Annotated in this window: 12 protein-coding genes; 2 read left to right on the forward strand and 10 right to left on the reverse strand. The window is 44.8% G+C overall.

What is annotated here, in order from left to right:
* Positions 1 to 139 precede the first annotated feature (139 nt).
* The 8 genes from sucD to sdhC form a co-directional block, all read right to left on the reverse strand.
* Positions 140 to 1012, reverse strand: coding sequence for a succinate--CoA ligase subunit alpha (sucD, locus tag LHL20_RS16765; protein WP_159624335.1), 873 nt, complete (start codon positions 1010 to 1012; stop codon positions 140 to 142).
* A complete protein-coding gene (gene sucC, locus LHL20_RS16770; protein WP_025255208.1) occupies positions 1012 to 2178 on the reverse strand; it encodes an ADP-forming succinate--CoA ligase subunit beta in 1167 nt (388 codons plus the stop codon). Before sucC ends, sucD begins: the two co-directional genes overlap by 1 nt.
* A gap of 152 nt (positions 2179 to 2330) precedes the next feature.
* A complete protein-coding gene (gene odhB / locus LHL20_RS16775; RefSeq protein ID WP_226434119.1) occupies positions 2331 to 3836 on the reverse strand; it encodes a 2-oxoglutarate dehydrogenase complex dihydrolipoyllysine-residue succinyltransferase in 1506 nt (501 codons plus the stop codon).
* 9 nt (positions 3837 to 3845) lie between these two features.
* Positions 3846 to 6665, reverse strand: coding sequence for a 2-oxoglutarate dehydrogenase E1 component (gene sucA, locus LHL20_RS16780; RefSeq protein WP_226434120.1), 2820 nt, complete (start codon positions 6663 to 6665; stop codon positions 3846 to 3848).
* 175 nt (positions 6666 to 6840) lie between these two features.
* Positions 6841 to 7551, reverse strand: coding sequence for a succinate dehydrogenase iron-sulfur subunit (locus LHL20_RS16785; RefSeq protein ID WP_012518362.1), 711 nt, complete (start codon positions 7549 to 7551; stop codon positions 6841 to 6843).
* Between the two features lie 14 nt (positions 7552 to 7565).
* Positions 7566 to 9338: a succinate dehydrogenase flavoprotein subunit gene (gene sdhA / locus LHL20_RS16790; protein ID WP_159624327.1), complete on the reverse strand. Its 1773-nt coding sequence runs from the start codon at positions 9336 to 9338 to the stop codon at positions 7566 to 7568.
* Between the two features lies 1 nt (position 9339).
* Entirely contained in the window at positions 9340 to 9687 is a 348-nt protein-coding gene (gene sdhD / locus LHL20_RS16795; RefSeq protein WP_159624325.1) for a succinate dehydrogenase, hydrophobic membrane anchor protein, read from the reverse strand.
* Complete coding sequence (sdhC, locus tag LHL20_RS16800) at positions 9681 to 10055, reverse strand: succinate dehydrogenase, cytochrome b556 subunit (RefSeq protein ID WP_071814724.1); 375 nt, start codon at positions 10053 to 10055, stop codon at positions 9681 to 9683. The genes sdhD and sdhC overlap by 7 nt, the downstream gene beginning before the upstream one ends.
* Positions 10056 to 10757: 702 nt before the next feature.
* Between sdhC and LHL20_RS16805 the strand changes: the two genes are divergently transcribed.
* Together LHL20_RS16805 and LHL20_RS16810 are read left to right on the forward strand one after the other, a co-directional pair.
* Positions 10758 to 12035, forward strand: a complete 1278-nt coding sequence (locus tag LHL20_RS16805) for a citrate synthase (protein ID WP_159624323.1) — start codon at positions 10758 to 10760, stop codon at positions 12033 to 12035.
* Between the two features lie 72 nt (positions 12036 to 12107).
* The gene (locus LHL20_RS16810; protein WP_226434121.1) at positions 12108 to 12533 is read left to right on the forward strand and encodes a DUF3429 domain-containing protein; all 426 of its coding nucleotides are present in this window, start codon (positions 12108 to 12110) and stop codon (positions 12531 to 12533) included.
* Between the two features lie 233 nt (positions 12534 to 12766).
* Here LHL20_RS16810 and LHL20_RS16815 read toward each other — a convergent pair whose 3' ends face one another.
* Positions 12767 to 13273 carry a GNAT family N-acetyltransferase gene (locus tag LHL20_RS16815; RefSeq protein WP_226434122.1) on the reverse strand — a complete coding sequence of 169 codons (507 nt, stop codon included), beginning with the start codon at positions 13271 to 13273 and terminating at the stop codon, positions 12767 to 12769.
* A 76-nt stretch (positions 13274 to 13349) separates the two neighbouring features.
* Complete coding sequence (locus LHL20_RS16820; RefSeq protein ID WP_226434123.1) at positions 13350 to 14204, reverse strand: pirin family protein; 855 nt, start codon at positions 14202 to 14204, stop codon at positions 13350 to 13352.
* Between the last annotated feature and the right edge of the window lie 6 nt (positions 14205 to 14210).

Below are 14210 nucleotides of genomic sequence, written 5' to 3' on the forward strand. Positions count from 1 at the left end.
CTCCACGGCGAGAACGCAGCTTCCCCCGAACAGTTAAGAAGAGACCACAGCGATACAGCAGAAAGAAAAATGCCGCTCACCTTAAGTGAACGGCATTACGCTTAAAGCGGGCTTTTTACAACTTGCTTGCTAACGCTTATTACCAACCGGTAGTTTCGCGTAGTGCTTTACCGATGTCAGCTAATGAACGTACAGTCTTAACGCCTGCGTCTTCTAGTGCTTTAAATTTCTCATCAGCAGTACCTTTACCGCCTGCGATGATTGCACCAGCGTGACCCATACGCTTACCTGGAGGAGCCGTTACACCCGCGATGTAAGAAACAACAGGCTTAGTTACATTCGCTTTGATGAATGCAGCCGCTTCTTCTTCTGCAGTACCGCCGATCTCACCGATCATTACGATAGCTTCTGTTTGTGGGTCGTCTTGGAACATCTGAAGGATGTCGATGAAGTTTGAACCTGGAATTGGGTCGCCACCGATACCAACACAGGTAGACTGGCCGAAACCTTCGTCAGTAGTTTGCTTAACCGCTTCGTACGTAAGCGTACCAGAGCGAGAAACAATACCTACTTTACCAGGCTTGTGAATGTGACCAGGCATGATACCAATTTTACACTCTCCAGGAGTGATAACACCTGGGCAGTTTGGACCAATCATGCGAACGCCTTTTGCATCTACGTATTCTTTAACGTAAAGCATATCAAGCGTTGGGATACCTTCAGTGATACATACGATTAGCTCGATACCCGCATCTGCAGCTTCAACAATTGAATCTTTACAGAAAGGTGCTGGTACGTAGATAACTGTTGCAGTTGCGCCAGTTGCTTCTACCGCTTCACGTACAGTATTGAATACTGGAAGACCTAAGTGCTCAGTACCGCCTTTGCCTGGTGTAACACCACCAACCATTTGCGTACCGTAAGCAATTGCTTGTTCAGAGTGGAATGTACCCTGACCGCCAGTGAAACCCTGACAAATTACTTTAGTATCTTTATTAATTAATACAGACATTATTTGCCCTCCGCTGCAGCAACAACTTTCTGTGCTGCATCAGTTAGCGATTCAGCAGCGATGATATCAAGACCAGAGTTCGCTAGAACGTCACGGCCAAGCTCTGCATTGGTACCTTCTAGACGAACAACTACTGGTACTTCTACGCCTACTTCTTTAACCGCGCCGATAATACCTTCTGCAATCATGTCACAGCGTACGATACCACCGAAGATGTTAACCAATACCGCTTTAACATTGTCATCAGAAAGGATGATCTTGAATGCTTCAGCTACACGCTCTTTAGTCGCGCCGCCACCAACATCTAGGAAGTTAGCTGGCTTACCGCCGTGTAGGTTTACGATGTCCATTGTACCCATTGCTAGGCCTGCACCGTTAACCATACAACCAACGTTACCGTCTAGAGCAACATAGTTAAGCTCCCACTGAGCCGCGTGTGCTTCACGCGCGTCTTCTTGTGAAGGATCTTGCATATCTTTCAGCTTAGGCTGACGATATAGTGCATTACCGTCGATACCTACTTTTGCGTCAAGGCAGTGTAGGTTACCGTCAGTTTTGATTACTAGCGGGTTAATTTCGATAAGCGCAACGTCAAGCTCTTCAAACATCTTAGCTAGGCCAAGGAAGATTTGAGTAAATTGCTTAATTTGAACGCCAGAAAGACCAAGAGCAAACGCCATTTCGCGTGCTTGGTAAGGCTGAGGACCTACAATTGGGTCGATTTCAGCTTTAAGAATTTTCTCTGGAGTCTCTTCTGCAACAGTTTCAATCTCAACGCCACCTTCAGTAGATGCCATAAATACAACGCGACGGGTTGTACGGTCAACTACTGCACCAAGGTAAAGCTCGTTAGCGATATCTGTGCAAGATTCAACAAGGATTTTGCTCACAGGCTGACCATTTTCGTCAGTCTGGAAAGTCACCAAATTTTTGCCAAGCCAGTTTTCAGCGAAAGCGCGAATGTCGTCTTTGTTTTTAACTAGCTTTACACCGCCAGCTTTACCGCGACCGCCCGCGTGTACCTGACACTTAACTACCCACTCTTCTCCGCCAATTCGGTCAGCGGCTTCTACAGCACCTTGAGCAGTGTCTGCTGCGTATCCTTCAGAAACAGGCAAACCGTATTCTTTGAATAGCTGCTTACCTTGGTATTCATGCAAATTCATGGTGTTTCTATCCGATTTTTAGTAAGACAAAAGCCGCATATGCGACTTGATTATTTAGACTGATATTATAGGGTAAATATCAGCGTTGCGTTAGGCGCTTAGCAAGATAACACAAGCCAAGCGCCCAACCACAATTAAGTGAGACGAAAGTCTTATACGTCTAGTAGTAGACGTGTTGGATCTTCAAGCATCTCTTTAACTGTCACCAAGAACCCAACTGACTCTTTACCATCGATAATGCGGTGGTCATAAGAAAGTGCTAGGTACATCATTGGTAGAATTTCTACTTTGCCATTAACAGCCATTGGGCGATCTTGGATTTTGTGCATGCCCAAGATAGCGCTTTGTGGCGGGTTAATGATTGGTGTAGACATTAGTGAACCAAACACACCACCGTTGGTGATTGTGAAGTTACCACCTTGTAGTTCAGCCAATGACAGTTTTCCGTCACGACCTTTAAGTGCTAGTTCCTTAATTCCTTTTTCAACACCTGCCATGCCTAGTGTGTCAGTATCTTTAAGTACTGGCGTTACAAGGCCACGTGGTGTAGAAACGGCAATCGATACATCGAAGTAGTTGTGATAAACAATGTCATCACCGTCGATTGACGCGTTAACTTCTGGGAAGCGCTTAAGTGCTTCTGTAACCGCTTTAACGTAGAACGACATAAAGCCTAAACGAATGCCGTGACGTTTTTCGAAGCTCTCTTGATACTGTTTACGAAGGTCCATGATAGGCTTCATGTTTACTTCGTTAAACGTAGTTAGCATTGCCGTAGAGTTTTTCGCTTCAAGAAGTCGGTTTGCAATGGTCTTACGAAGACGTGTCATAGGAACACGCTTCTCAGTACGGTTACCCGTTGGCAAGTCTGCCACTGGTGCTTCAGTTGCTGCAGGCGCTGCCTTAGCTGAGCTGTCGCCACCTTTAAGATACTTTTCTACGTCTTCTTTAGTGATACGGCCATTTTTACCTGTACCTTTCACTTTCGCCGCATCAACACCTTTTTCAGCAAGTAGACGGCGAACTGAAGGACTTAGTGCATCACTGCTGTCGTCGCTGTCGTCAGACTCGGCAGATGCCGCAGGTGCAGATGCACCGCTTGCTGCGCCTTCAACGAACTTTGCAATCACTTCTTCAGCAGTAACCGTTGCACCTTCTTCTGCAATGATTTCGCTTAGTGAACCATCAGCAGGCGCTACAACTTCAAGAACAACTTTGTCTGTCTCGATATCTACTAAGTTTTGGTCGCGCGATACTGCTTCGCCTACCGCAACGTGCCATGTAGCGATGGTGGCATCAGCAACCGACTCTGGAAGTACAGGCACTTTTACGTCAGACGCTTTGCCTGATGCAGCCGGTGCAGAAGCTTTTGATTCTTCTTTTGACTCGTCAGATTTAGACGCAGCAGGAGCAGCAGCGCTACCCTCTTCTAACTTAGCAATGACTTGCTCGCCTAAAACAGTCGCACCCTCTTCGTTTAGGATTTCACCCATTGTACCGTCCGCTGGCGCCACAACTTCTAAAACCACTTTATCAGTTTCAATATCAACCAGGTTCTGGTCTCGTTTAACTGCGTCACCGGCTTTAACGTGCCAGGTTGCAATGGTGGCATCGGCAACTGACTCAGGTAGAACCGGAACTTTTATCTCAATTGTCATTACTGTTCCTTATTTAATTGTGAGTGCGTCTTCAACCAGGGCTTTCTGTTGCTGGTTGTGAACGGAAACATAACCTACTGCAGGCGACGAGGATGCATCACGGCCCGCATATGTTAATTTTGCACCATCTGGAATTGCTTGCCAGAAGTGATGTTGGCTACAGTACCAAGCACCTTGGTTTTGAGGCTCTTCTTGGCACCAAACCCAATCTTTAACATGGCTGTATTGTGCCACAACTTTAGCGCATTCTTCCTGTGGGAATGGATAAAGTTGCTCTAAACGTATGATTGCAACGTCTGTTTGCTCATTTTTACGGCGCTGATCTAACAAATCGTAGTAAACCTTACCTGAGCACATCACCACGCGCTTAACGTTCTTCGGTTCGATATCGTCAATTTCACCGATAACATTGTGGAATTTACCTTCCGCCAATTCTTCCATTGACGATACGGCAAGCGGGTGACGTAACAATGACTTAGGCGACATCACAATAAGAGGTTTACGCATTGGACGCACAACCTGGCGACGAAGCATGTTGTAAACCTGTGCAGGTGTTGATGGTACACACACTTGCCAGTTGTGGTCAGCACACATTTGAAGGAAACGCTCAAGACGTGCAGAACTATGCTCTGGACCTTGACCTTCGTAACCGTGTGGAAGTAAAACAGTAAGACCACACAAACGGCCCCACTTTGCTTCACCTGAGCTTAGGAATTGGTCGAATACTACTTGCGCACCGTTAGCGAAGTCACCAAATTGTGCTTCCCAAATAGTTAAGCACGTTGGTTCTGCTGTCGCAAAACCGTATTCAAATGCCATAACCGCTTCTTCTGAAAGTACAGAGTCATATATTTCAATTTCACCCTGCCCTTCACGAATGTGTTGAAGTGGCATATAAGTAGAGGCATCTTTTTGGTTATGCAGTACAGCGTGACGGTGGAAGAAAGTACCACGGCCAGAGTCTTGTCCGGTAATACGAATGTCTGCGCCAGCATCAACAATAGTGGCATAGGCTAAGTTTTCGGCCATACCCCAATCGAGTAGCTTCTCGCCAGCAACCATCGCTTTACGGTCTTGGTAAAGCTTGTTAACGCGCGATTGAAGCTTGTGCTCTTCTGGAATGGTCGTAATAGACTCGCCTAGCGCTTTAAGTTTTTCAACGCTAACAGCACCATCATATGGTGTATCCCAATCGTGACCAAGGTACGGAGACCAGTCTACACTGTGCTCAGTCATTGGACGCCATTCTTCTACCACACATGCACCGTGATCAAGCGCTGCGCGATATTCTTCAATATAGCGGTCAGCATCACGCTGCTCTATTACGCCTTCCGCAATAAGCTGGTCAGCATAGATAGCGCGAGGTACTGGGTGTTTTTTAATTTTTTGGTACATCAACGGCTGAGTTGCATTTGGCTCATCAGCTTCGTTGTGACCGTGTCGGCGGTAACACACTAAATCGATTACCACATCTTTTTTGAACTTGTTGCGATATTCAAGCGCCAGCTGAGTAACGAATGCAACTGCTTCTGGGTCGTCAGAGTTAACGTGGAAAATAGGTGCCTGCACCATTTTCGCAATGTCAGTACAGTATTGCGTTGAGCGCGTATCTTCTGTCTTCGACGTAGTAAAACCAACTTGGTTGTTTACCACAATACGCACTGTACCGCCCACAGCAAAGCCGCGAGTTTGTGACATATTAAAGGTTTCTTGTACCACGCCTTGACCAGCGATTGCCGAGTCACCGTGAATAGTAATTGGAAGTACTGTATTGGTGTCATTATTACGTCGAGCTAGACGGGCACGTACTGACCCCATCACCACTGGATTTACAATTTCAAGGTGAGACGGGTTAAATGCTAGCGCTAGGTGAACATTACCACCTGGCGTCGCGAAATCTGACGAGAAGCCTGCGTGGTATTTCACGTCACCTGCACCTAGCGAGTCGTCGTGCTTACCAGAGAACTCATCAAATAGCACTGACGGGTTTTTACCCAGAACGTTAACTAACACATTCAAACGACCACGGTGGGCCATACCGATAACCACTTCTTTCGTACCTGCGGTTCCGGCTTTGGTGATCAAACCTTTAAGCATTGGAATTAACGCATCACCACCTTCTAGTGAGAAACGCTTTGCACCTGGGAACTTAGAACCCAAGTATTTTTCCATGCCATCAGCAGCAGTCAAACCTTTCAAAATGCTTAGCTTCTCATCACGTGAGATTTCAGGTTTTGCCTGCACTGATTCAATTTTTTGTTGTAACCAACGCTTTTGGTCAGTATCGGTGATGTGCATATACTCAGCACCGATTGACCCACAATATGTTCTATTAAGCGACTTAAACAACTCACCTAGAGACATAGAGTCTTTGCCGATGGCATAAGAACCTACGTTAAATACTGAATCGAAATCTTGCTCAGAAAGGTTGTGGTGAGATAGTTCAATGTCACGAACACGCTCTTGCTTCCAAAGACCTAATGGATCAAGGTTAGCATTTTGATGACCGCGGAAACGGAAAGCATTGATTAACTGAAGAACTTTAACTTGCCTGTCATCAGAAACATTTGCTGAAGGCACTGATGGACTAGACATACGGGCAGTAGGCCCTAACGCAGCAAGTTGCCTAAACTGATTTTTAATTGCTGTATGATTGGTTTCTAACTCTACGCCATCGACTTTGGGGAGGTTATCGAAGATTTGTCGCCAAGTTTCAGAGACACTTTGAGGGTCTTCTAAATATGCTTCATACAACTCTTCAACATAGGCAGCGTTGGCACCTGCCATGTGCGAGGAATCCCACCACGCTTTCATCACGCTTTCTTGCATTTAATTTGCCTTGCTACGTTTTATAAAATCTAGTTAACAATCAAGATGTATTATAAGGTTATTCTCAGCATAACCAAGTGTTATAACAACGAATATATAAAAAAATAGCCATCCTGTTGGATGGCTATTTAGAGCATCGCTATCTGTAACTAAAAGAAGTTATCAGAATATAGTACTAAACAGCCCGTTGTAAAAGCATTGACTTAATTTGGCCAATCGCTTTCGTTGGGTTCAAGCCCTTAGGACAAACACTTACACAGTTCATGATACCGTGACAGCGGAATACGCTAAACGCATCATCAAGGTCGTTAAGACGCTCTTCTGTTGCAGTGTCACGGCTATCGATAAGGAAACGATAAGCGTGAAGTAGACCTGCAGGACCGATAAACTTGTCCGGATTCCACCAGAACGACGGACATGATGTAGAACAACACGCACACAGAATACATTCGTACAAACCGTCTAATTTCGCACGCTCTTCAGGTGACTGAAGGTGCTCGCGTGCTGGCGGCTGTTTGCTGTCGTTGATTAAGAATGGCTTAATCTTCTCGTACTGTGTGTAGAACTGCGTCATATCAACAACAAGGTCACGTACTACCGGTAGACCTGGAAGTGGACGAACTACTATTTTACCTTTGCCCAGTGCAGAAAGCGGAGTGATACACGCTAGGCCGTTTTTGCCGTTCATGTTCACACCGTCTGAACCACACACACCTTCACGGCACGAGCGACGGAAAGATAGCGTCGGATCTTGCTCTTTAAGTGCAAGTAGCGCGTCTAGCACCATCATGTCCTGACCTTCCTCTACTTCTAGAGTGTAGTCTTGCATGCGAGGCTTCGCGTCTACTTCAGGGTTGTAACGATAAATCGAAAAAGTTAATTGCATGATCGTTGCCTCTCTTAATATGAACGCACTTTAGGTGGGAATGCTTCCCTAAGTTTAGGCGCCATATTCACTTCACGTTTAAGCATTTTATCAGTGTTCGGATCGTAGATGCTGTGGCATAACCAGTTCTCATCATCACGATCTGGGAAGTCGAAGCGGCTGTGCGCGCCACGGCTTTCCGTTCTGAAGTTAGCTGCTACTGCTGTGCTGTACGCGGTTTCCATAAGGTTATCTAGCTCTAGACACTCAATACGCTGGGTATTGAAGTCTGCGCTCTTGTCGTCAAGGCGTGCATGCTTAAGACGCTCGCGAATTTCGCTAAGCTCTTTAAGCCCTTCTGCCATTGCTTCACCTTCACGGAAAACTGAGAAGTTAAGCTGCATGCATTTCTGCAAGTCTTTCTTAATTTGTACTGGGTCTTCGCCCTTACCTTTCTCTGAATTTTCCCAACGATTGAAACGCGTCATTGAAGCTTCAAGATCAGATTCTGATGCGTCACGTGTTGGTGCCATTTCAGACAATGTCTTACCAAGGTGTAAACCAGTCGCACGACCGAATACAACAAGGTCAAGTAGTGAGTTACCGCCAAGACGGTTCGCACCGTGTACCGATACACACGCAATCTCACCACAAGCGAATAGACCGTTAACAACCTTGTCATTGCCGTTCTCATCAACGGTTAGACATTGGCCATCAACATTTGTAGGAATACCACCCATCATATAGTGACAAGTAGGAATTACTGGAATTGGCTCTTTCACTGGGTCAACGTGCGCAAATGTACGTGAAAGCTCAAGGATGCCCGGAAGACGTGATTCAAGTACGTCTTTACCAAGGTGGTCAAGCTTAAGCTTAATGTGAGTACCCCACGGGCCTTCACAACCACGACCTTCACGAATTTCTGTCATCATTGAACGCGCAACAACGTCACGACCTGCTAGGTCTTTCGCGTTAGGTGCATAGCGCTCCATGAAACGTTCACCGTCTTTATTTAGAAGGTAACCACCTTCACCACGGCAACCTTCTGTTACCAAGGTACCTGCGCCAGCAATACCCGTCGGGTGGAACTGCCACATTTCCATATCTTGAACCGCAACGCCGGCACGTAGTGCCATACCAACGCCGTCACCAGTGTTGATGTGAGCATTAGTTGTAGATGCATAGATACGGCCTGCACCACCTGTTGCAAGAACAACAGCGCGTGATTTAAAGTAAACTACTTCGCCAGTTTCGATGTCGATTGCTGTACAACCCACAACGTCACCGTCTTGGTTCTTCACTAAATCTAGTGCGTACCACTCAGAGAAAACTTTTGTTTTGTTCTTTACGTTTTGCTGATAAAGAAGGTGCAAAAGTGCATGACCAGTACGGTCAGCAGCAGCTGCCGTACGAGCGCCCTGCTCGCCACCAAAGTTCTTTGACTGGCCACCGAAAGGACGCTGGTAAATTTTACCGTTTTCGAAACGAGAGAAAGGAAGACCCATGTTTTCCATTTCAATAATCGCTTCTGGGCCTGTCTTACACATATACTCGATAGCGTCTTGGTCACCGATGTAATCAGAACCCTTAACGGTATCGTACATGTGCCATTCCCAGTTATCTTCGTGCGAATTACCAAGCGCTACGGTAATACCACCCTGTGCAGACACAGTATGAGAACGGGTTGGAAAAACTTTTGATAGTAGTGCACATGATTTACCAGATTGTGAAATCTGTAGTGCGGCGCGCATACCTGCACCACCAGCACCAATTACTACTGCATCAAACTCGTGAACGGGTAAACTCATCTTACACTCCCCACAATACGAATAGGCCGACAGCAACGTAGCCAAACGCGATGATATTTAGAACATATTGTAATACTGCACGTAGACCTGCCGCTTTAACGTAGTCTGTTAGTACCTGCCATAGGCCGATACGTACGTGGATCATCACTGCAATAAGTGCTGCCAATGTGAAAACTTTCATAGCCAGGCCAGAGAACAACCCTCGCCATTCGATAAAGGTTAGGTTATCGGTGGTAATGAAAAACCACGCCATGAAAACCGAGTACGCGAAAATAATTGCTGCGGTAGCGCGTAATGAAACGTAATCTTGAACGCCATCGCGCTTAATGCTTGCTTGGTTGGTTACCATAGTGCAACTCCCAATACTACGGTCAGAACAACCCAAAGTGCGATTACTGCTTTTGCACTTGTGTTACCTGACTCTAATTCTTCCCAGTGACCTAAATCCATAACAACGTGTCTTAGGCCGCCTAGAATGTGATATGTCAGCGCTGAAGCTGTGCCAATTGCGACAAATTTTCCAAGGAAACCGTCCATGATTGCTTGCACGTTCGCGAAACCTTCAGGCGAGTGAACAGATACTGCCCAAGCCCAAATTACAAAAAGTAGCGCGAAGAACATAGCAACACCGGTAACACGGTGGAGAATTGACGAAATAGCAGAGGGCGGAAATTTAATAGTATTGAGTTCTAAATTTACTGGTCTTTGCTTTTTCACAATGTATGCCTGTTTAATCCGTAGGGGATAATGAATTTCTTACCTTATTATGTCCTGAGTAAGTCAATTCGATTTTTAACCTGTTAATTGCCTCATCCATTGAGTTGTTAACAATTTGTGAATTATTCTTTAATGCCTCTAACAGAATAATTATTCCGTATTCAAAGCACCGCTGAGTATATCCAGCGTAGTATATAATTACAATTTTTTGTGCCGTAGTAAGACTTTAGTCTCAGTAAACACAATATTGTAATAATATTGACTAAAAAGAGATCAATATTGCCTACATCTCACGTATTCGACAGTGTAAACAGTGGGCGCAGTTTACCAGTACGCAAAACTAATAACTATGCGAATACATCAGAAATTAACGACTTTTAATCTGGATGGGTAATTATTCCACATCAAAAGGTTACTTTTTAAACTGAGGTGCTAATATAATTATCGTTCGGTGGTTTACCTTTGTCGAAAAGCCATTGATAATTGCACCGTATCGGGCAAAGTGAATTCCCAACGCGTTAAAAAATCGTTATTCGATTGCTAATTATTTTTTTCAGCAATTCGGAATATTTATTGTGCAAATATGCAATTAAATTGACTTGTTAGTGCATAATAAAGTACAAATACGCCCACTTTTCCCAACGAAGCGGATATTTTCGTCCGTTTTCGCTGCAAACAGAACCATTCTGAGGAGAGCATTTTATGGCAGATCAGAAAGCCATTCTTAAAGCCGGCGGTAAGGAAATCGAGCTTCCTATCTTGTCTGGCACCGAAGGACAAGATGTAATTGATGTTCGTACGCTTGGTCAACACGGCTATTTCACGTACGACCCAGGTTTTATGGCGACAGGATCTTGCGAGTCAGCAATTACCTATATCGATGGCGCACAAGGTGTACTTCTACACCGCGGGTTCCCAATTGAAGAACTTGCACGCGACGCTGACTACTTAGAAGTATGCCACATGCTACTTCACGGTGACGCACCAACGAAAGAGCAGTACGCAGAATTTAAAGACACTATCACACGTCACACCATGGTACATGAGCAAATTAACATGTTCTTCCATGGTTTCCGCAATGACGCCCACCCTATGGCGATGCTTTGCGGTACTGTGGGCGCAATGTCGTCTTTCTATCATAGCGATCTTGACGTATCAAACGAAGAACAACGCATTCGCAGCGCACATCGCTTAATTGCGAAAATGCCAACGCTTGTTGCTATGTGCTACAAATACAACATCGGCCAGCCGTTTGTATATCCTAGAAACGACCTAAGCTATGCAGCTAACTTCCTGAACATGATGTTCTCTGTTCCTGCAGAAGAATACCAAATCAGTCCTGCTGTTGAACGCGCTATGGACCGTATCTTTACGCTTCACGCTGACCATGAGCAGAACGCATCAACGTCTACAGTACGTCTAGCAGGCTCTTCAGGTGCTAACCCTTATGCGTGTATCGCAGCGGGTGTAGCGTCACTTTGGGGCCCAGCGCACGGTGGTGCAAACGAAGCATGCCTAAATATGCTTGAAGAAATCGGCACAGTTGACCGTATTCCTGAGTTTATTGCACGTGCTAAAGACAAGAGCGACCCATTCCGCCTTATGGGCTTCGGTCACCGCGTTTACAAGAACCACGATCCACGTGCTACAGTAATGCGTGAAAGCTGCCATGAAGTGCTTAGCGAACTAAACGTTAAAGATCCACTTCTTGAAGTTGCAATGGAACTAGAAAAAATCGCGCTAAGCGACCCATACTTCGCAGAGAAGAAACTGTTCCCGAACGTTGACTTCTACTCTGGTATCGTACTTAAAGCGATTGGTATTCCTACCAACATGTTCACGTGTATCTTCGCACTGTCTCGTACAGTAGGCTGGATTTCACATTGGCATGAAATGATGAGCGATCCGAAGCAAAAAATCGGTCGTCCTCGTCAGCTTTACACTGGTCATAACCAGCGTAAATATAGCCCGATTAAGTAATACTGAACTAAGTATTATTATTGGTAGTAAAAATAGCGCCTGACTGGCGCTATTTTTGTTTGAGGAGTATCAATGCCCTATTCAGTCGTTATTTTAGGAGTAGCGGGTCTTATCCCATTTGTTGGGCTGCCTATAGCGTATAAGTTAGACCTAATGTCACTTGCCCAAAGTGTCGCGTATTTCGTCCAATACTCAGCAGTCTTATTATCGTTTTTTGGTGGCATTCATTGGTGGGATGCGATAAGTAACCAACGTTATGACAAGCAAATGTACATAGCGATGTTACCAACAATTATAGGTTGGTTATGTTTAGTCTTCGCTTACGATGCAAAAGTGTTAGGTATCTTATCGTTAAGTTGTGTTGGGATTCTGCTCTACGACAAATTCACGCTCAGCATGTCAAAAGATCAGATTGTCAGCTACATTAGTCTGCGTATGGCACTTACCACTGTTGTTGTAGCTACACATGCTTGGATGATATGGCTGATTTCAAGCTAATAAACCTATGCGAAAGTTACGCATAACCATAGCAAGTGATTGATTTTAATATAACAAACATTAATAGTTGTTAATCGAATAGAAAGGGCGTGTTGTTAATTCGCCCTTCGCTAAACACAACAAAATAAGACATGAAAATCGCACAGAAATATAGTGCAAATACGCGCAAGCAAAGGCGCTAAAGAAGCGAATAAGGCGTTTTGTTCTTTTTACTCTACACATTACTCTGCTCATTACTCTACATAGAATTCATAAAGTACGCTGTTAATAGGAGTATTATTGTGAAGGTACTTTTTTAAGTAGCAAAGCGTAGGTACGAAGTTGTTTTTCAACAGGACTTTGTCTGAAGCTCGATTATTGTCCATGACCTCAGCTTTAATGCTTATGATACCGTTACGCTTAGCTTCACCAATAAGAAATTCAACGCATAAAGACGCCACCCCTTTACCAGTTGCCTCTTCAGACACGCGATAGCCAATTTCAGCACATTTGCTCACTATATTTTTAAGATTTGCGCGTGCGACAATTCGATTATTTTCAATCAAGACAAAACTTAATGCGCGATTGCACTTGGCAAGGTATTGAAGTTCGCTGATATGGTTTCCTACACCATCAAGGGAATAGAATGCGTTATCACGTGGGGCAATGTAAGTTTCGAAAAAATGCCTGTTACGATTTTCAAAATCTAAAAGCGAAAGTACGTGCTTTGGGTCAATGCGTTCAAAGTGCATAGGTGCCATGCCTTTCCTTAGGATGCGTTACTAAATGGTAGCACGACACCATTGCACTGTCTTTCATCAACTATTATCAACACTATTACGCGGTTAACGTTCCATTTTGATAATCATTAAATGCTTGAACAATTTCTGACTGTGTATTCATTACAAATGGCCCGTATTGCACAATAGGCTCGTTTATGGGCTTCCCTGTCACAACAATAAACTTTGCGTTGTCGTTAGCCGTAATATCGAGTAATTCGCCTTCACTACTTAGTACGCCAAGTTCTAAGGCACCTAATGCGTTTTTGTTTTCTCCACCATTCAGCACTATCGCCCCCTCATACACGTAAATAAAACCCACGTGACTTTGTTGTATGGGTATAGTGACACTACCTTTATGTATGGTTACATCAATAAATGTAGGTGCAACTGCTGTGGTTTTAACGGGCCCTACTGTGTCACCTAATACACCGGCTAATACTTTTATCGATGCATCACCCACATTCACTGTCGGAACCGTAAGCGGTGGAATGTCTTGATAATTTGGACTCGACATTTTTTCAGCTGCGGGTAGATTTACCCATAACTGAAAACCTTGTAACAGCCCTTCTTGTTGTTCAGGCATTTCCTCATGAATTATGCCCTTACCTGCATTCATCCATTGAATACCACCCGCTTCAATAACACCCTCGTTACCCACCGAGTCTTTATGACGCATTTTCCCTGCGAGCATATAAGTTACCGTTTGAAAGCCTCGGTGTGGGTGAGCGGGAAAACCAGCAATATATTCACCCGGCTTATCAGAGCCAAAAAAATCGAGCATAAGGAATGGATCTAAGCGCGGTAAAGCGGGTTGTCCGATAATGCGTGTCAGCGACACACCTGCCCCATCACTTGTTGCGATACCTTTTACTTTTTTGCTCAGAGTTTTGTTAACTACCTTTGCGCTCATTATCAT

The sequence above is a fragment of the Alteromonas sp. McT4-15 genome (genome assembly GCF_020515205.1).
GTDB lineage: Bacteria > Pseudomonadota > Gammaproteobacteria > Enterobacterales > Alteromonadaceae > Alteromonas.

Coding starts and splice junctions, on each gene's coding strand:
- sucD (WP_159624335.1), bottom strand. CDS start 1,012: ATGTCTGTATTAATTAATAAAGATACTAAAGTAATTTGTCAGGGTTTC.
- sucC (WP_025255208.1), bottom strand. CDS start 2,178: ATGAATTTGCATGAATACCAAGGTAAGCAGCTATTCAAAGAATACGGT.
- odhB (WP_226434119.1), bottom strand. CDS start 3,836: ATGACAATTGAGATAAAAGTTCCGGTTCTACCTGAGTCAGTTGCCGAT.
- sucA (WP_226434120.1), bottom strand. CDS start 6,665: ATGCAAGAAAGCGTGATGAAAGCGTGGTGGGATTCCTCGCACATGGCA.
- LHL20_RS16785 (WP_012518362.1), bottom strand. CDS start 7,551: ATGCAATTAACTTTTTCGATTTATCGTTACAACCCTGAAGTAGACGCG.
- sdhA (WP_159624327.1), bottom strand. CDS start 9,338: ATGAGTTTACCCGTTCACGAGTTTGATGCAGTAGTAATTGGTGCTGGT.
- sdhD (WP_159624325.1), bottom strand. CDS start 9,687: ATGGTAACCAACCAAGCAAGCATTAAGCGCGATGGCGTTCAAGATTAC.
- LHL20_RS16805 (WP_159624323.1), top strand. CDS start 10,758: ATGGCAGATCAGAAAGCCATTCTTAAAGCCGGCGGTAAGGAAATCGAG.
- LHL20_RS16810 (WP_226434121.1), top strand. CDS start 12,108: ATGCCCTATTCAGTCGTTATTTTAGGAGTAGCGGGTCTTATCCCATTT.
- LHL20_RS16815 (WP_226434122.1), bottom strand. CDS start 13,273: ATGGCACCTATGCACTTTGAACGCATTGACCCAAAGCACGTACTTTCG.
- LHL20_RS16820 (WP_226434123.1), bottom strand. CDS start 14,204: ATGAGCGCAAAGGTAGTTAACAAAACTCTGAGCAAAAAAGTAAAAGGT.